Source organism: Methylotenera sp. (assembly GCF_029946165.1).
Taxonomy (GTDB): domain Bacteria; phylum Pseudomonadota; class Gammaproteobacteria; order Burkholderiales; family Methylophilaceae; genus Methylotenera.
This window is the reverse complement of record NZ_JAQSDZ010000006.1, coordinates 208213-225893: the sequence shown is the minus strand read 5'-3', so window position 1 is coordinate 225893 and position 17681 is coordinate 208213. Positions and strand designations below refer to the sequence as shown.

The 17681-nt window shown below is 41.7% G+C and carries 17 protein-coding genes and 3 tRNA genes; 13 read left to right on the top strand and 7 right to left on the bottom strand.

Translation table 11 applies throughout. From position 1 onward, the window contains the following. Positions 1-37 precede the first annotated feature (37 nt). The gene (locus PSV17_RS05305) at positions 38-217 is read right to left on the bottom strand and encodes a hypothetical protein (protein WP_300480324.1); all 180 of its coding nucleotides are present in this window, start codon (positions 215-217) and stop codon (positions 38-40) included. A gap of 166 nt (positions 218-383) precedes the next feature. Between PSV17_RS05305 and PSV17_RS05300 the strand changes: the two genes are divergently transcribed. The 4 genes from PSV17_RS05300 to PSV17_RS05285 all read left to right on the top strand — a co-directional run bounded on the left by PSV17_RS05300 (position 384) and on the right by PSV17_RS05285 (position 1723). After that, positions 384-460 (top strand) — tRNA-Pro (locus PSV17_RS05300). Between the two features lie 210 nt (positions 461-670). After that, the gene (locus PSV17_RS05295; RefSeq protein WP_300480321.1) at positions 671-1108 is read left to right on the top strand and encodes a DUF2721 domain-containing protein; all 438 of its coding nucleotides are present in this window, start codon (positions 671-673) and stop codon (positions 1106-1108) included. 374 nt (positions 1109-1482) lie between these two features. After that, a tRNA-Val gene (locus tag PSV17_RS05290) sits at positions 1483-1558 on the top strand. Between the two features lie 88 nt (positions 1559-1646). Beyond that, positions 1647-1723: transfer RNA gene (locus PSV17_RS05285), tRNA-Asp, on the top strand. A gap of 104 nt (positions 1724-1827) precedes the next feature. Here PSV17_RS05285 and PSV17_RS05280 read toward each other — a convergent pair. The 6 genes from PSV17_RS05280 to PSV17_RS05255 form a co-directional block, all read right to left on the bottom strand. After that, positions 1828-2064, bottom strand: a complete 237-nt coding sequence (locus PSV17_RS05280; RefSeq protein WP_300480318.1) for a hypothetical protein — start codon at positions 2062-2064, stop codon at positions 1828-1830. 151 nt (positions 2065-2215) lie between these two features. After that, positions 2216-2722: a DUF1993 domain-containing protein gene (locus PSV17_RS05275; protein WP_300480316.1), complete on the bottom strand. Its 507-nt coding sequence runs from the start codon at positions 2720-2722 to the stop codon at positions 2216-2218. 438 nt (positions 2723-3160) lie between these two features. Further along, positions 3161-3325: a hypothetical protein gene (locus tag PSV17_RS05270; RefSeq protein ID WP_300480314.1), complete on the bottom strand. Its 165-nt coding sequence runs from the start codon at positions 3323-3325 to the stop codon at positions 3161-3163. Positions 3326-3622: 297 nt separating this feature from the next. Beyond that, the gene (locus PSV17_RS05265; RefSeq protein ID WP_300480313.1) at positions 3623-4354 is read right to left on the bottom strand and encodes an SDR family oxidoreductase; all 732 of its coding nucleotides are present in this window, start codon (positions 4352-4354) and stop codon (positions 3623-3625) included. A 230-nt stretch (positions 4355-4584) separates the two neighbouring features. Further along, complete coding sequence (locus PSV17_RS05260) at positions 4585-5814, bottom strand: MFS transporter (protein ID WP_300480312.1); 1230 nt, start codon at positions 5812-5814, stop codon at positions 4585-4587. A 204-nt stretch (positions 5815-6018) separates the two neighbouring features. After that, positions 6019-6639 carry a DNA-3-methyladenine glycosylase gene (locus tag PSV17_RS05255; protein ID WP_300480310.1) on the bottom strand — a complete coding sequence of 207 codons (621 nt, stop codon included), beginning with the start codon at positions 6637-6639 and terminating at the stop codon, positions 6019-6021. A 121-nt stretch (positions 6640-6760) separates the two neighbouring features. Here PSV17_RS05255 and PSV17_RS05250 point away from each other — a divergent pair, with 121 nt between their 5' ends. The 9 genes from PSV17_RS05250 to PSV17_RS05210 all read left to right on the top strand — a co-directional run bounded on the left by PSV17_RS05250 (position 6761) and on the right by PSV17_RS05210 (position 17664). Further along, positions 6761-7963: an NnrS family protein gene (locus tag PSV17_RS05250; protein WP_300480309.1), complete on the top strand. Its 1203-nt coding sequence runs from the start codon at positions 6761-6763 to the stop codon at positions 7961-7963. A 640-nt stretch (positions 7964-8603) separates the two neighbouring features. Then, a complete protein-coding gene (locus PSV17_RS05245) occupies positions 8604-9422 on the top strand; it encodes a hypothetical protein (RefSeq protein ID WP_300480307.1) in 819 nt (272 codons plus the stop codon). Between the two features lie 75 nt (positions 9423-9497). Further along, positions 9498-9992, top strand: coding sequence for a hypothetical protein (locus tag PSV17_RS05240; protein ID WP_300480305.1), 495 nt, complete (start codon positions 9498-9500; stop codon positions 9990-9992). Positions 9993-10560: 568 nt separating this feature from the next. After that, on the top strand, positions 10561-11928 hold the full coding sequence (gene hflX, locus PSV17_RS05235; RefSeq protein ID WP_300480304.1) for a GTPase HflX: 1368 nt from the start codon (positions 10561-10563) through the stop codon (positions 11926-11928). A gap of 234 nt (positions 11929-12162) precedes the next feature. After that, positions 12163-12738 (top strand): ANTAR domain-containing protein, encoded by a 576-nt coding sequence (locus PSV17_RS05230; RefSeq protein WP_300480302.1) that lies wholly within the window; start codon positions 12163-12165, stop codon positions 12736-12738. A gap of 244 nt (positions 12739-12982) precedes the next feature. After that, a complete protein-coding gene (locus PSV17_RS05225; protein WP_300480301.1) occupies positions 12983-14272 on the top strand; it encodes a CmpA/NrtA family ABC transporter substrate-binding protein in 1290 nt (429 codons plus the stop codon). Positions 14273-14330: 58 nt separating this feature from the next. Then, complete coding sequence (gene ntrB, locus PSV17_RS05220) at positions 14331-15308, top strand: nitrate ABC transporter permease (RefSeq protein ID WP_300480300.1); 978 nt, start codon at positions 14331-14333, stop codon at positions 15306-15308. A 47-nt stretch (positions 15309-15355) separates the two neighbouring features. After that, positions 15356-16192, top strand: coding sequence for an ABC transporter ATP-binding protein (locus PSV17_RS05215; protein WP_300480298.1), 837 nt, complete (start codon positions 15356-15358; stop codon positions 16190-16192). Between the two features lie 56 nt (positions 16193-16248). Then, a complete protein-coding gene (locus tag PSV17_RS05210; RefSeq protein WP_300480296.1) occupies positions 16249-17664 on the top strand; it encodes an alginate export family protein in 1416 nt (471 codons plus the stop codon). Positions 17665-17681: the final 17 nt, after the last annotated feature.

Sequence of the window (17681 nt, the reverse complement as noted above, 5' to 3'; positions counted from 1 at the left end):
TTTGGTGTTATTCAGAGGCCATGAATGATCAAAATAACTATGGAACCCCAATAACTTTTAAGTACTCTTCCAATGTTATGGCAATATTTTCAAGCGAGGATTTAGCTTTTGCTAAATCTATGTCACTTTCTAAATGAAGTTTATCTAGCATGGATTTGTGCTCTTCAATCGCTTTGACATGCTCGTTAAATTTACGGTCTTTTGAGTCATTGGCCATGATGATATTTTCCCTTTCCCTACCGTTAAATTTAATTTCTCACTATAACATCATACGCTTTTGGTGATTTAGCTCAAGGTGGGATTGATTGAGGGCAAATCTTTTTTATATTAATTAAATCCAGGGTCTTGACGTTGGCAGCTGTTATAAGTATAGTGCCGGCCTTCGGCGTGTAGCGTAGCCTGGTAGCGCGCCTGCTTTGGGAGCAGGATGTCGGGAGTTCGAATCTCTCCACGCCGACCAAATTTATATAAGTTTTAAATTTACATAGTTTTAATAATTGGTGGCAAACCCCAATTAGCAAAAAAGGAGCTTCGGCTCCTTTTCTGTTTTTGTCCGTGTAGATAAATTTACTCCTATATATAAATTGACTGGCTTGGGAATTAGGGCTAAATTCCATTTCGTGGATTTATTAAATATTCCCCCTTCTTTGCCGAGTACAACTCAACAATCATGATTGCCAATATCACCGAAATTCACGCCGTGTCTGAGGCCATCCGCGATGCAGTTGCACCTGTATTTCTACTGACGGGTATTGGCTCAATTCTCGGTGTATTGATTGGCCGCTTGGGGCGATCTATAGACCGTGCGCGGTTGTTAAATGATATGCCGCGTGATAAGCGAGAAAAGTTTAGCCACGAGTTTAAGATTGTTATAAAACGCACTAAATGGCTTAGAAGGGCGATCGGCTTGGCGACCCTGGCGGCTTTAAGTGTATGCGTTTCTATTGCGGCTTTGTTTATTTCTGTCGAGACTGGTTTTAAGATGCCGCATATCGTGTTGCTGGCATTTATCACCTCTATGTTTTCGGTGATTTTGGCACTGCTATGCTTTCTACGCGAGATTGTGCTGGCCTCGCGCGAGGTGATTGTGTCATTTAATCAGGATTAATGGCGGGCGAATATACTCGCCGCTTCATTCAATTAACCACCTAAGAATCTTTTAAATTTTCGGTTGCGTGACTGGTGTCATTTTTCTGTCTATCTTCGTGTCGGTTAGAAAATCTGCAGAGATTAATCATCTTTAAATAGTGATGCCGAAATCATAAACTTAAGCCAGTTTTCGATTGGGAATGCAGTCTTTAGCATCAAGAAACAAAGCATTAGCTCCCTAATGCTAATCCTATGTAAATCATGATCGTGCTAGCTAAATTTCAATCAAAATGGTGAGTTATTATAGAAATTGCAAATTATTCTAGTTTTATTCAATCATGCTTGGAAATTTTTCTAAATTTCATGTAATATGCGCACCTCGTTAGTCAGGCAGGGTGCTTAGCTCAGTTGGTAGAGCGTCGCCCTTACAAGGCGAATGTCAGCGGTTCGACCCCGTTAGCACCCACCAGTAATCCTGCAAGTGTGACTATCGTTTCTCTTTTTGAAAAAAATGAGAAACGAGTTTAAATGTGTTTTAATTAAAACACATCGTTTTTGGAGTGGTAGTTCAGTTGGTTAGAATACCTGCCTGTCACGCAGGGGGTCGCGGGTTCGAGTCCCGTCCGCTCCGCCAATAAAAAATCCCTACAAGCATTAGCTTGTAGGGATTTTTTCTATTCTGCGGGAATTAATTCATGTTTGAAATACTAAGCGGCTTGTAATAAGCCGCCCGTTTCATTATTTTTTTGCTGGTAATTTGGCTGCTGTACCTGTGCTACCCGTACCACCTGTTTTTGAAGGCGCAACGGCAGCTTTTGCTGGAGGGGCAACTTTAACTCCAAGGTCTGAGCGCATATGGGTAGAAGTAGCAACGCTAGTGTCAGTTGGGCAACCACCCATCACGGTATTACATTGGTAAGCAAGCGCGCTTTGTGAAGAAATCGCTAGCGCTAAAACAATCAGGTTAAGTTTCAAACTAAACTCCATATTCAAAAAATTTATAGCTGAGAAATCAGAATATGCGAATTGTTCCAGATACGTTTTGTTTTGGTTGTCATAATTTGTAAAAAAGTTGTTTCAATTTATTTCAATTCATGCGTCTGATATCGATGAATTTGCATATTTATTAATTTATTGAGCCTAGAAAATCAGGTTTCCCGAGTTCGACACCATTGTGACGTAAGATGTTGTAGCAGGTAGTGATGTGAAAATACACATTTGGGTTCACCCATTTTAATAAGTAATCTTGCCCGCTAAATTTCAAATCGATTTTACGCACATTAACTATTACCTCGCGAGACTCACTGCCTTCTAATTGCGCAGAATCTACTGTATCCAAAAATGCAATGGTTTTGGCAATACGCGTATACAGGTCTGCAAAAGTGCTTTCGTTGTCCTCAAATTTTGGTACCTCAAGTCTAGCTAGCCTTGCTGCGGCACCCTTGCTCATATCCGTGGCGATTTGCACTTGGCGAATTAGCGGATACATATCGGGGAAGAGTCGTGCGTTGAGAAAAATAGCATGCTCAATTTTTTTAGCATCGGCGTGTTCTTCACCAATTTTTAGAATGGATGTTAGATTACTTAATGCCCGATCCAAAGGTGGAATGGCTATTTCATACATATTGAGCATAATAATTTCCTAAAATAAAAGTTGAGTTAACTGTAAATCATACGCTTAACATTAAGCAAACTTTTATAATATTGTTATTTAATCAATGGGATTGATTACCAGTGCATCAATGATGGAAATTTTTTGCTTGGTGTTTTTTAGGCTTATGAAGTCTCTTTTTGATATCCGAGTTAAAACTGGATAAAAAATAATCCACTTAACTTTACGCATTAGCTTATGATGAAGCTATATTTAACGTTAGGAGAACTATCATGGCTAAAGGTCAAATTAAAAGTAATAAAGAAACCAAAAAACCTAAGAAGAGCAAAGATGTCGTAGTGCCTTCAGGCTCTGTTATTCCAACAAAATCGAGCACACTCAAAAAGTAAGGTCAGTTTTTAAGCTGTAGATTATTCATGTGACATACGATCTGCAGGGATAACATTTTAAAAAGCAATTTTAGCCTAGACTCTCGTGCGCCTCTTGAAAGGTCACTTCTTCCACATGATAGTAGTGATCTTCATACCACACGGTCCAGTCTTCTGCGCTGTGCATTGCTATTTCAAGTTGTGAGTGCTCACTCACTAGCTTGTTTTCTTCGTCTACCACTTGATAAATAATCATTTCACACCTCGCTTATAAGCTACATTCGGATCTTTCCTATTTTGATAATTTCCATACTGTTACTAATACATCGGCAAGTTAAAGCGCAAACTTTAGGGCAGATTGGTGCTTGAACTGTAAGTAAACAATAACAAATAATTGCGGCAATCGATTCAAGGAAAACACGCCGATTATTAGCTCAATTTATGGAAGTAAAATAAGCCCGCGAGCATGTTTGTGCAAAGCGGGTTTAGAAATAAACTAAGACTGAGCGGTGGGTAGATTGTAGAGCTGCACTACAACCCCCACATCAATTGACTACCAAGGTAAGTTTTCACCTAGATGAGAGAAACTGCCACTAGCACCATCATTTGCGAGTGTTGCTAACAGCACACTGGTTTTTCCACCCTCCGCTAACTCCATAGGCGCATGGCTTCCGCCAAGTTCAGTTTTTACCCAGCCAGGATGTGCAGAATTAACCTTGATATTCGTGTCACGTAACTCATGTGCTAAATGCACTGTGTAAGCATTTAATGCAGTTTTAGATGCGTTATAGGCAAAGGCTTTTGCTGGTTCTATTGGTGAATCTGGCATGCTATGTAAAGTGAGTGATGCCAAAATGCTGGAGAGATTTACAATGCGTCCCGCGGGTGCCTTTTTGATCAGTGGCAATAGTTTTTGTGTCAGGTCTATCACGGCAAATAGATTGGTTTGAAAGGTTGCTTGCAATACTTGAATGCTCACAGAACTACTGTTGTTGGCCAACAGTGTTTCTTGCAAAATGCCTGCGTTATTCACCAAAATATCCAATTTGCCATAGTGGGTGTTTAAATACTCAAACGCTTCATCTGCTGATTTAGCTTGGCTTGCATCGTAATGTATGGCTGTAGCTTGATAGCCTAGCGTCTGCAGTTCTTTAACTGCCGCTGCGCCTTTTGCCATGTCACGTACGCCGAGTACTAGAGTTATACCGAGTTCGCCTAAACCTTTAGCTGTTTCAAAACCTAAGCCGCGATTAGCGCCAGTGATAAATGCTACTTTTGTTTCCATTTTGAGTCCTTTTATGTGGAATGCGTTAATTTAATACCGAGTGGTAAATAAATAATAGGGCACATGAAATGGTTTGTCAAATATATTTATACTAATTGGTACAAAATTAATTATTCTAACTAGGAATAGGGTTTGACTCTTATGGCTACATACCTAAGAGATGACGGAAATTATTAATTTAGTCATGCAATGAGAAATGCACGACTAAAAAATATTGGGAGTTATAGAGGTTAATGCAATTGGTGCAGTTCTAACTTTCTCAATTGTGGTGCAACTTTAGCCGTTACAGCGACTATGCCCAAAGTCATCATCCCGCCAAATATGACGGATGGCACTAAGCCTAATAAACGCGCCGCTAACCCAGATTCAAAAGCGCCCAATTCATTTGATGAGCCAATAAATATACCGTTAATCGCAGACACTCGGCCACGCATGGCATCGGGCATAGCAAGCTGCAAAATAGTGGTGCGCATCACCACAGAAACGCCGTCAAAAATGCCAGAAAGCACTAGCATTGCGCAAGCCATCCAAATGTAGCTACTTAATCCAAAACCAATAATACATAACCCAAACCCAGCCACTGAAGCTAACAGCCAACGCCCTGCATGAAGATTGATTGGGTTTCGCGATAACCAGATGCCTGTCATTATTGAACCAATTGCTGGCGCAGACCTCAATATTCCTAGCGCCTCTGGTCCGTAATGATAAACATCATGGATAAACGCGGGTAACATGGCAACCGCGCCGCCAAAGAGTACAGCGAACATATCAAGCGCAAGCGCGCCCCAAATAATTTGATTACTAAATACAAAGCGCAAGCCTTCGGCAATGCTTTTAAAAACAGGCAGGCTATTAGTTGCTGCAGGTGGTTCGTCAATTTTAATAGAGCGCATAGCAATGGCAGCCGCCAAACATAAAGTAGCCGCCATTGAGTAAGCAAAGGTTTTACTCGCAAAACCAACCAGCAAACCGCCAATCGCAGGGCCGATAATTAGCCCAGCTTGAAAAACAGAGCTACCAATGGCCGAGGCTTTGGCGTATTCCTTACGCGCCAAAATAAGTGCAAATAGAGTGCTGTAGCTAGGGGCAATAAAAGCACGTTCTATACCCGTCAGCATGATAGAGCCATAAATCCAGTAACTAGCAGTCGCAGTATCACCGATTAAACCCATGGTTAATGCGGTAAGTGTGAGTGCATTTATACCTAAGCTAATAGCAGCTAAAGTACCAAAAAATCGACGTGAGCAATAATGATCCACTGCATGCCCGGCAAATAGTGCGCAAATAAAATACGGCACTACTTCAGCTAAACCAATTAAGCCAAGTGCAAGCGGGTCGTGGGTGATTTCATAAATATGCCAACCAACAGCCACTGCCATAATTTGGTAAGCCAATACCATGAGGATGCGGAAAGACAATAATTTGAGAAAAGCATGATGGTGACGAGTAAAAATATGCATGAATAAACTTATAACATTAAAACAATTTCGAAAATAAAAAGGTAGTTAAAAAATGTGTAAAATAATTCTAAATGCTAAAATAGCCAGTAGTGCTGTGAATAAGGCAGTAAGACTATGCAAATAGTCCGATGAGTCGTCATTGACCTAGTGTGACTCTGCCGATATAGATTAGGCGCACTGCTTATTTAGCTGAATTATCAAACGCTATTTTGGCACATGCCACAAATACCAGCTAGCAATCGTGCGATACGGGCTCCATGCTTTGCCAATTTCAGTGATTTCTTTGCGCTTTGGCGCAAGCTCAAGATTTTTCAGTCGTTTATAACCTTGCACAATCCCAAAATCATCGGCGGGCAGAACGTCCATGCGCGCCATGGTGAACATCAGTAACATTTCAACCGTCCAGCGACCTATACCTTTAAGCGACGATAGGCGGACAATTAAATCTTCATCTGTCATGGTATGTGCAATGACTCTACTGGGAACAAGCCCAGAAATAGCCCCTTGTGCAATGCCGAGTATCGTTACAGTTTTGCGCGCAGAAAACCCACAAGCTCTCAAGCTATCAAAGTCGGTGGCTAATAATTGTGAAGGTGCAGGAAACGCATCACCATAAATGGCCATTAATCGCTTGATAATGGCATCAGCGGCTTTGGCGTGTAATTGCTGATAAGCGACTGCACGGATTAAGGCTTCGTAAGGCTCGCGCTCAGACTTTTGCTCAAATTTACACTCTCCAACTGTCGCGATTAGTTGCGCCCAATCGGCGTCTAAGCTAGTTAAAAATTCGGTGGCTTGCTGAAAGGGGTAAGTATTTATTAACATTTATTTATTCTTGAGATGAATCAAGAGTAATGATGAGTAATCAAGTTACTATTATCTACGTAATTTTATTCTCGTAGTTGAGCCAAGCTCACTAAATTTTAGGTCGGAACTATTAAACATTATGCAAATTAACATTAATAAACCTAGTGTAGAAAATGCAAATAAATTTGCACTATTTAATCTTGGTTTTCGACCTTTCTTTTTAGGCGCGAGTATTTTTGCCATTATTTCGATGGTCGCTTGGATGCTTATATATTTATCTTATATTTCCGTAAGCATTGAAAATATTTCTGTCAGCCAGTGGCACGCACATGAAATGCTCTATGGCTACGGCATGGCTGTAGTAGCAGGATTCTTACTCACCGCCGTTAAAAATTGGACAGGGGTTCCAACCGTATTTGGAAAGCCATTAATGGTATTGTTTGCGCTTTGGTGTGCTGCTCGAGTGCTATTTCTGTTTGGTACTGCTCAATTGCCTTGGGTTGCGGGTGCGGACTTACTATTTGGCTTAATGTTAATCGTTGCGATTGCTATGCCAATCGTTAAAGCTAAACAATGGAAGCAGCTCGCAGTTGTTAGTAAAGTGGTCTTATTATGGGTGGGCAACATCGTTTTTTATCTTGGATGCTTTGGCGTAATCACCAGCGGTATGCAATATGCCATCAATGGCGCGGTATTATTGTTTATTAGCCTGATTTTAATGATAGGCAGACGTGTCATACCATTCTTTATTGAACGGGGTACAGATACCAGAGTTCAGCTAAAACAATCTAAATGGCTAGACATCAGCATATTGGTATTTTTTGTCGCATTATTCATCAACGCTATATTTATACAAACACCTTATTTAACCGCGCTGTTTGCTTGGACTTTGTTTGTATTAAACGGCTATCGCTTAATTAACTGGCATGCGGCGGGAATATGGAGAGTGCCTTTATTGTGGAGCTTATATTTATCAGCTTGGTTTATTAATGTTGGATTTTTCTTTTACGGTTTACAAGCGCTATACAGCAGCTTATTTATTCTGACTTTGCATATTTTCACTATTGGAGGCATAGGCTTAATGGCGCTCAGTATGATGTCGCGTGTAGCATTAGGTCATACTGGGCGAGATGTTAGAAAACCTTCACGATGGTTAGGGCTGGCTTTTGCGGGTTTAGTTGTTAGCCTGTTATTCCGTGCAGCTGTGCCTATATATGCTTCTGAGTTTTATGTGAGCTGGATGCTAATAGCAGCTATTTTATGGACACTAAGTTTTGCAGTTTTTGTGGTGATATATACACCAATTTTGCTCAAACCAAGAGCGGATGGAGCATTCGGTTAAGCATTTATAATGCAGGTAATTTAGTGATCTTAAGCCCAATTCGATATTGTGAGAATGCGGCCATCTTTCTATTGTTATAGTGCCTATGCTATTTGACGGAATATAAAGCGTCGTTTAGGATGGTTATTTTAGGTTATGTTTCAGAAAATTGCATATGACCCATCTCGAGTTTATTAACGGTATGACCCAAACACTGGCTTGGCCCGTTTTGGTTCTGGCGCTCTTGTTCTATTACAGAAACAAACTAACTGAATTTGCAATAGAGATGTTGGGGGTTAAGTTTCAAGTCAAATTGTAAAAAGAGGGAGAAGTGCCAAAGGCAAATACCACATCGGTTGGCATAAAGCACGAAACGGCTTATTACAAGCTGTATTCGAATGGGCTACTAATTCAGAATATAAAGCTTCTGTTAGCGCCTGGAGTCGAGAAGCTTCCATTGGTCTACCCTATAACATTTCCTAATGAATTACTCTCTATCCAAGTTATTGGAGAGGAAGCAGCTTGGCCTGTAAGAGCATCACTCGGAAACTGTGAACTAAAAATAACTCCCTCAAGTCATGAAAGAGAAATTCAACTAAAAATATCAGGCATATGAAACATAACCCATCCATCAAGTGGGACGCGCTAAAGCGCGCCCCTTATGTCAAACGTTAGCCACCAATTCAAAATGAACGCCCATACTCAGTCCAGCAATGACGCCAAGCTCGGCATCAAAGCTTATCAGAATCTTGTAGGCTCCCTACATGCGTTTGATCGGTTCGTGGCACTCATTCCTACTGGTGATCACATTCTTCTCTCATCTGTTTTCTGCTTTGCCGTTGTCAAGTACGCCAAGCCATTTGTTGAAACCGAAACCTCTTTTGGAAAAACTCGTTACCCTGTGCGTCACTTAAAAAACGAAAAAGGTTTCGACAACGCAATACACATCCATCTCGTAGAACTCCGAAATACGTTAGTTGCCCACGATGATCTGGAAAGTATCGAGCCGAGAATATTGCAGTTTTGCCTCTCCGTTAATCCGAGCGGATTTTCTATTCCGGTGTCGGTTGCGGTATCCAACAAGTGCCTTGCGTACCCAATAAACGCTGAAAGCGTTTTGAAACTGAAGACGCATGTTGAGGCATGCGCACAAGGTGCACTGAACAAAATTCATTCGGATTTTGCAAAAATCCGTGATGCGGCGCTTAAACACCCAGAGCAAGCTGACGAAGGGGCGCGCTATAAAAAGGATTATGGGCAAGCCAGAATAGAAAAAACAGGCTCCCAGCTTCAACCACCAGATTTCATGACTGATGAATGGCTGAATAGTAACGAGCCGAATTTCAGTCATATCCATAATGGTCTGCTCTATGAAGAGCTAAGAATACGGAGAGATTTCTATGGCCCCGAGCGAATTAAGTTACCCGATGGAAGTGAAATTCATATTTCACCCCCTGTTACGAACCAGCCTGTTGGCTAACACATCATTCAACACGGACTGGCGCGATAAAACCGCGCCAGCCGGTTAATTCAGACGTTAGGCAATTACAACAAAATGATTGAAGCCTTATTTAAGTTTCCGTTTACCGCTGTAATTAGCCTAGTTCAATTAGCGTTTAATTGCTCAAGGTTAAAGCTTGAGTGTGGTACATCAGACGAACCTAATGAAGATGGGGTTGGCAACTATATTGCCTTTTGGATAAAAATCATTAACCCAACAAAAGATAGTATTTATCTTGAGCGAATTGAAGCGAAAGATTCTAGGGGTGAAATATTCTTCCCTATGCTTATGGGTGAAAACTCAGTACAAGAAATTCAACCGCAAAGAAACATCGTTATACTCATACCATGTGGGCACATTGTTAATACAAGCCCTAAAGTTATATCAGTTGTTGATGCCACAGAAAAATACCATAACTTAAAAGGTAAAAAACTCTTAAAAGCAGTTGTAAAACTTAAAACAGAAGTTGCTAGGCTCAAAAATTTAGGTTTTGAAGTAAATCCAAAAACAAGGTGGAATAAAAGTGTACCCTCACAAAAAATTGCTTAACCCATTCATCAAGCGGGACGTGCTAAAGCTCGGTAGGTTGGGCTTAACTTGTGAAGCCCAACATTTAACTGAAAGGCATTAAGCCTTAGGTAAGTTGTCGCTCTCGCGCGACGGGCGAGTTACTTTCTTTTGCTTGTCCAAAAGAAAGTAACCAAAGTATACCCGCAAGGGGCATCCCCAACCTCGCTAAGTGCTAAAGCACTAAGTCGGTTGTGAAATTCACCCCCTACCGCTTGTTTTCTGAGATTAATATTACTTTTGGACGACAAGCGGAAACTCGCTACACTCAGACAGCCGCTTGCCGAAAACCTCCAAAAGTAATATTAATCTCAGGCGCGTTAACAGGGGATTAGCAATGTGGCGGTTTATCGGCTGGTTATTTAATTACCATTCCAGCTTGCTTCTGTCTATTTGTGACATTGTTTGTGGGTATCGGCTTCGTCTCCACCCACATTACGCCACCCTACAAAAATCAATTCGGTTATTCGGTTAAGCATTGATAATGCAGGTTATTTAGTGCTTTTAAGGTACTATCTGCCTTCGCTTAATCAATCAATATTATTTCCTCATGCAAAAAGAAGTTAAAGAGAAGCCTAATTACGCCATCGTGGCTGCAGTTCAAGTCCCAAGTGTCACAGACATTGAGTTTGACGCCTCGTTAAACGAGTTGCGCGAACTGGCTAAAACATTGGGCTTTACGGTAGTTAAAACCTTTGTGCAGAAACGCGCTGGCTTTGATGTGACGGCTTATTTGGGAGCAGGTAAGCGGCAAGAAATTCGCGATTATGTGAATAATGAATACGAAATCACTGAGGTCGAAGAAGTTGCTGCTAACTTGGGCGGCCTTAACTTGGGTGACATAGAAATCAATACGCTGTTGGTTGACCATGAAATATCGCCTTCTCAAGCGCGTAATCTAGAGCTGGAAGTGGGTTGCGTTGTGATGGATCGCACCATGGTGATTTTAGAGATTTTTCACCGAAATGCCCGCTCACGTGCGGCGCGTGCGCAGGTTGAGATTGCTCGCCTTGGCTACATGGCGCCACGCATGCGCGAAGCGGCAAAGTTGGCAGGTTCGCAAGGCCGGCAACGCAGTGGTGAAGGCGGTCGTGGCGCGGGCGAATCGCAAACTGAATTAGATAGACGTAAAATTCGTGATCGTATCGCCGAGCTACAACTTGAAATTGTGGCGATGGATGCTGAGCGCAAAACGCAACGTGCCAGACGTCAAGAGCGCCAAGGCATTGCAGGCATCGCGCTGGTAGGCTATACCAATGCAGGTAAATCCACTTTGATGCGCGCATTAACTGGTAGTGAGGTGTTGGTCGCTAATAAACTGTTTGCCACGTTAGATACCACCGTACGTTCTCTTTACCCTGAAAGCGTGCCGCGCATTCTTGTGAGTGATACCGTGGGTTTTATTAAAAACCTCCCTCATGGTTTAGTAGCCTCGTTTAAATCAACATTAGATGAAGCATTAGATGCCTCTTTATTACTACACGTCGTTGATGCAAGCGACCCTGGCTTTGTGCGTCAACTTGAAGTGACTAATGAAGTGCTTGAGGAAATTGGTGCGGATGTAGTGCCGCGGCTGCGTATTTTTAACAAAATTGATTATGTGGGCGACGCGGCAGCGCAAGCCGAGTGTGAAGCAGCGCTGCGCGCAAAGTACCCTGATTGCATTGTCATGAGCGCACGTAATCCTGACGATGTGGCTAAACTTCACCAAACTATCGTTGCATTTTTTCAGCAAGATTTGATTGAGGCGGAGCTATTTTTACCTTGGTCAGCGCAGCAGTGGCGCGGGAAAATCTATGCAAGTTGCCAAGTATTGGAAGAACGCTCAGATAATGATGGCGCCTTTTTAAAGGTGCGCGGCGAAGCTGAGGCTATTAATAAGTTGCGTGAACAAGTTCAAGGTAGTGTTCTGGATTAACTATTTAGAGGATTTATCCTCTAAATATTCATACTCATTAATCATAAAAACGTGCACCATGCACCAAAATGGTGTGTTTAAGTTGCACCTTCAGCGTGCGTACATTGATTTATTGTCTGTCCGAAAAATTCAAGCTGTATAAAAATACTTAACAAAATCATTGCGATAGGCATGATTTTAAATTTTGGCACACTAATTGCTTTTATACATTCAAAGTATTAAAGATAAGTTGCCATGTTAAAAGTAATGATTGTTGATAACGATTTGGAGCGTACCAAACCACTCAAGCAATCTCTGCTTGATACGGGGTACGAAGTTATCGCACATCTAAAAGATACGGTTAACTTAGATGATGCCTGTTGCGAGTTGCAGCCAGATATTGTGATTATTGATACTGACTCACCAAGCCGCGACACGTTGGAGAACATTTGTGTGATGACCATGAACGACCCACGGCCGATTATGATGTTTACGCATGATGGTGATAAAGAACAAATTAAGTTGGCGACGCAAGCAGGTGTATGTGCTTATGTTGTAGGAAGCATACCGAATGAACGGTTGCGACCAGTGATAGATGCGGCAGTTGCGCGTTTTGAAGAGTTTAAGAATTTACGTGTGGCTTTAACTGAAGCAAATACAAAGTTAAGTGATAGAAAATTAGTCGAGCGAGCAAAAGGCTTGATTATGAAGCAACGTAAGATTGATGAAGATGAAGCGTATAACTTATTGCGCTCCATGGCGATGCAAAAACATATGCGCATCGGTGCTTTATCAAAACAAATTATTGAGGCGGCAGAATTGCTGCTTTAAGTTAGACAGAATTAAATAGGTTAATGCTTATATTCAATGGTGAATTTAAGCGTTAACAGAAGTAATGAATTTAGAGCCAAAGCGGGCTCAAATTAAAAGTAATTCAAGGCAAAGGCGTCTTGGTAATCGATTGATTCTCTGTGTGAGAGTCGGTTGCTTATCAGGCGCCTTTTTTATTGGCCGTAAGTTTTGTAAATGTAATTTTAAGGTTTGAAAAACAGTTTGATTAATAGGAGATTTAAAGATGATGACTAACGATAAAACACTAAATCTAGATGTTAAGCCAACGGTAGATAGTAGCCGTCGTGACTTCTTTCGCACGACGATGGCTGGCGCTTTAGGCGCAGCTACAGTAATGGGTATTGTGCCAAAAGGTATCAGCACAAACGCTTATGCGGCTGGTTCAGACGCACCAGAAATTACTGAGGTGAAAATCGGTTTCATCCCACTGACTGATTGCGCGCCAATTGTTGTGGCTGCGGAAATGGGCTTTGATAAAAAATACGGTATCAAAATTACCCCATCAAAAGAAGCTTCTTGGGCAGCGATTCGCGATAAAACAGTCAATGGTGAATTACACGCAGCTCACGTGTTGTATGGCTTGGTGTATGGCGTGCAATTGGGTATCGGCGGTCAACAAAAAGATATGGCTGTCCTGATGACTTTGAACCACAACGGTCAAGGTATTACGCTGGCTAACCAATTAAAAGATAAGGGCGTTAAAGATGGTCACAGTCTAAAACGCTTGCTCGATAATGAAAATCGTGACTTTACCTTTGCGCAAACTTTCCCAACGGGTACGCATGCAATGTGGCTTAACTATTGGCTTGCGGCAAACGGTATCAACCCAATCAAAGATGTTAAAACGATTGTAGTGCCTCCACCGCAAATGGTGGCGAATATGCGTATCGGCAATATGGATGGCTACTGTGTTGGCGAACCATGGAATGCTCGCGCAATTTACGACAAAGTGGGCTACACCGTGACTACCACACAGGATATTTGGGTTGATCACCCTGAAAAAGTATTGGGTACTACGGCTGAGTTCGTTGCTAAAAACCCAAACACTTCACGCGCCATGATTATGGCAATTCTAGATGCTTGCCGCTACATTGAAGCAACAGAAAACCGCGCGAAAGTGGCTAAATTAATTTCAGGTAAAGCTTATGTAAATGCACCTGAAGAAGTGATTGCTGGCCGTTTTGTGGGAGACTACGACAATGGTATGGGCAAAAAATGGAAAGATCCAAACTTCATGAAATTCTTCAGTGATGGCAAAGTGAACTTCCCTTATTTATCAGACGGTATGTGGTTCTTAACACAGCATAAACGTTGGGGCTTGTTGAAGTCTGATCCAGATTATTTAGCGATTGCTAAGAAAATTAATCAAGTGCAACTCTACACCGAAGCAGCAACGCAATTAGGTATTAGCGTACCTAAAGATGTGATGCGCTCTAGTAAGTTGATAGATGGCGTGGTTTGGGACGGTAAAAATCCAGCTGCCTATGCTGCTTCATTCAAGATTAGAGCGTAAGTATTTAAAGTAGTTTAGGTGAATGACGGTAAGTTTAAGAAACACTCAGGAGTCAATTATGAGCGCGACTAATATAAGTAAGGAAAGCTTGAAAGCCATCATGCAAAGTAAAGAAACTGTTGTAAGCAAAGGAGCGGCTATGGCTGATGCAGGAAATTTAGGGATTGCCGTGGGTGGCGAAACTGAGGTTGTAAAAACTGAGGTAGAAAAAGAAGTGGCTAAAACGAGTAGTGCGCTACTTAGCCATAAACCAAGTAAGCGCAAAACACAAATTTATAGTGTTTTGAACGTGGTTTTACCACCAGTGTTTGGTGTTTTGCTACTACTCGCAGTGTGGACATTGATTTCACATCAATCTCCCAGTCTTCCAGGCCCACTCAAAACTTGGTACTCAGCGATTGAGCTATTTAGCGACCCTTTTTATAACCATGGACCCAATGATATGGGCGTAGGTTGGAATATTTTAGCTTCATTGGAGCGAGTGGCGTTGGGTTTTGGCTTAGCAGCGCTAGTGGGTATTCCGCTTGGCTTCATTATTGGTCGTTTTGAGTTCATGTCACGCATGACCTCGCCAATCATCAGTTTGTTACGCCCTGTTTCACCTTTAGCATGGTTGCCAATTGGTTTGCTTGTTTTTAAAGCGGCAAACCCAGCGGCAATTTGGGTGATTTTTATCTCAGCAATCTGGCCGATGATTATCAATACCTCAGTAGGTGTAAGTAAAGTGCCACAAGACTATATGAACGTGGCTAAGGTGCTTAATTTAAGCGAGTGGAAAATCGTCACTAAAATTCTTTTCCCCTTCGTTTTACCTTACATGATGACAGGTGTACGTCTTTCAATCGGCGTGGCATGGTTAGTGATTGTGGCTGCGGAAATGTTAACAGGTGGCGTGGGTATTGGCTTCTGGGTGTGGGATGAATGGAACAACCTGAATGTAGAGCACATCATCATCGCGATTTTTGTAGTAGGGATTGTTGGCTTGCTTTTAGAGTACGCGCTGACTCAAATCGCTAAAAAATTCAGTTATGAGTAATTTGTTTGCTAACTAATTAAATTTTAGATATTACTTTAGGAATGATCATGGAAAAAATACTGAACCCAGAAAAAGCAAACGCGGACAGATACGTGCAATTAGAGAATGTTGATATGACATTCCCGACCAAAAAAGGTGATTTTAACGCGCTAAAAAATATCAACCTTAACATTAAAGAAGGTGAGTTTATCTCAATTATTGGTCACTCAGGTTGCGGTAAATCCACCGTATTAAACCTCATTGCAGGCTTAACACAACCAACAGAAGGTTTACTTTTCTGCGCAGGCCGCGAAATTGCAGGCCCAGGCCCTGAGCGTGCAGTGGTTTTTCAAAACCACTCATTATTACCTTGGCTAACTTGCTATGAAAATGTGTCTTTAGCGGTAGAGCGCGTATTTGGTGCAAGTGCAGAAGAACCTGAAAGTAAAGCGCAACTTAAAGCGCGCACTGATGCGGCATTAGAGTTGGTAGGTTTAACCCACGCAACCGACAAACGCCCGAATGAAATTTCAGGCGGTATGAAGCAACGTGTAGGCATTGCCCGAGCTTTAGCAATGGAGCCAAAAGTATTGCTACTAGATGAACCATTTGGGGCATTAGATGCTTTAACTCGCGCAAATCTACAAGATGAGCTCATGAAGATTATGGCGAAATCTGGCTGTACCGCGGTCATGGTGACGCACGATGTAGATGAAGCGATTTTGTTGTCAGACCGCGTAGTGATGATGACTAATGGGCCGTCAGCAGGGATAGGCGAGATTTTAGACGTGAATCTCCCTAGACCAAGAGCGCGTTTAGAACTGGCAGAAGACAAAGACTACAACCATTTACGTAGCGAAGTATTGCGCTTTTTATATGAGCGCCATGCCAAAAAAGCAGCATAACAACATAATAAATATAACGAATATATAAACTCAATATCTTAATTAAAGGGAATAATATGAAAGTCAACTCTACATTCAAGCTTAATTTAATCATGGCTTGCACATCTTTAGCACTTACTAGCATGGCGCAAAGTGCTTATGCAGAAGAGGTTACAGAGGTGCCAGAATACACCTTGCTCGACTCTATTAAGCAGGGTAAGCCAATGACTAGCTTCCGTTTGCGTTATGAAGCTATCGACCAAGATGGTTTTCAAGTTTCGCCAGCAAACACCAGTAAGAAATTGGAAGATGCGAAAGCATTTACATTGCGCAGCTTAATTGGTTGGCAAACAGCTCCATTTCATAATTTCAGTTTTGCAGCGCAAATTACCGATGTGCATGCATTTACCGATGATTACAATGACAGACGAGACAACCTGACGGATCGCGGAAATAGCCAATACCCTAACGTAGTAGACCCAACTTATACAGACCTTAATCAACTATATGTTGACTGGACTGGTATCAAAAACACGAAGTTACGTTTAGGTCGTCAACAAGTCAATTTAGACAATGTGCGTTTTATTGGTGATATTGCTTTCCGTCAAAACATGCAAGTATTTGATGGTATTTCAGTGTTAAATAAAAGTATCCCTAATACCGAAGTTTTTGTAGCTCATTTTAATAAAGTACGCCAAATCAATACGCAACTTCGTGATGGCAACATTGATATTGTGAATGCAAAATATCGCATTTCACCAAGCGAATCAGTTACTGGTTATGGCTACTTCATTGATGTCGCCAACCTAAGCCAAAATAATGGTAATCCAGTAGCTGTTGGAACTGCAGCTCAAGGTGGTAACGGCTTAGGGGCTAGCCAAGATGCAACAAAAACAGCAACAACAGATGCTAGTTCAAAAACATTTGGTGTGCGTTTAGACGGTGTGCATAAAATCGATGATAACTGGAAAGCGTTATATACAGCTGAATACGCAAAACAAGATGATTACAAAGGCGGCAATCCATTAATTGATGCGCATTATTACAAAGTTGGTGGTGGTGCAATGTTTGGTGCTTGGTCTTTACGCATCGATCAAGAAGTGCTTTCTAGCAATAATGGCAAATATGCTTTCCAAACACCTTTAGGCACTAATCATCTATTTCAAGGTTGGTCAGATCACTTCTTAGCCACTCCTCGTCAAGGTATGGAAGATACATTTGTAACTTTGGCAGGCAGTATCGAAAAAGCTAAATTTTATGCTGAATATCATGTGTTCAAGTCTGATGAGAAATTTGCAACACTCAATAGCAAGCAAGGCGATAAGTACGGTACTGAATTTGACGCCAGCGTTGCATATCCATTCACGGACAAAGTTTTGGGTAAATTAGAGTATGCGAAGTTCAGTGAAGATGATGTGTATGGCAGCTTAACAAATGCAGCACGTAAAGGTGATAAAGAAATTATTTGGGCAACTGCAATGTACACGTTCTAAGTTAGCGCTCCACAAGC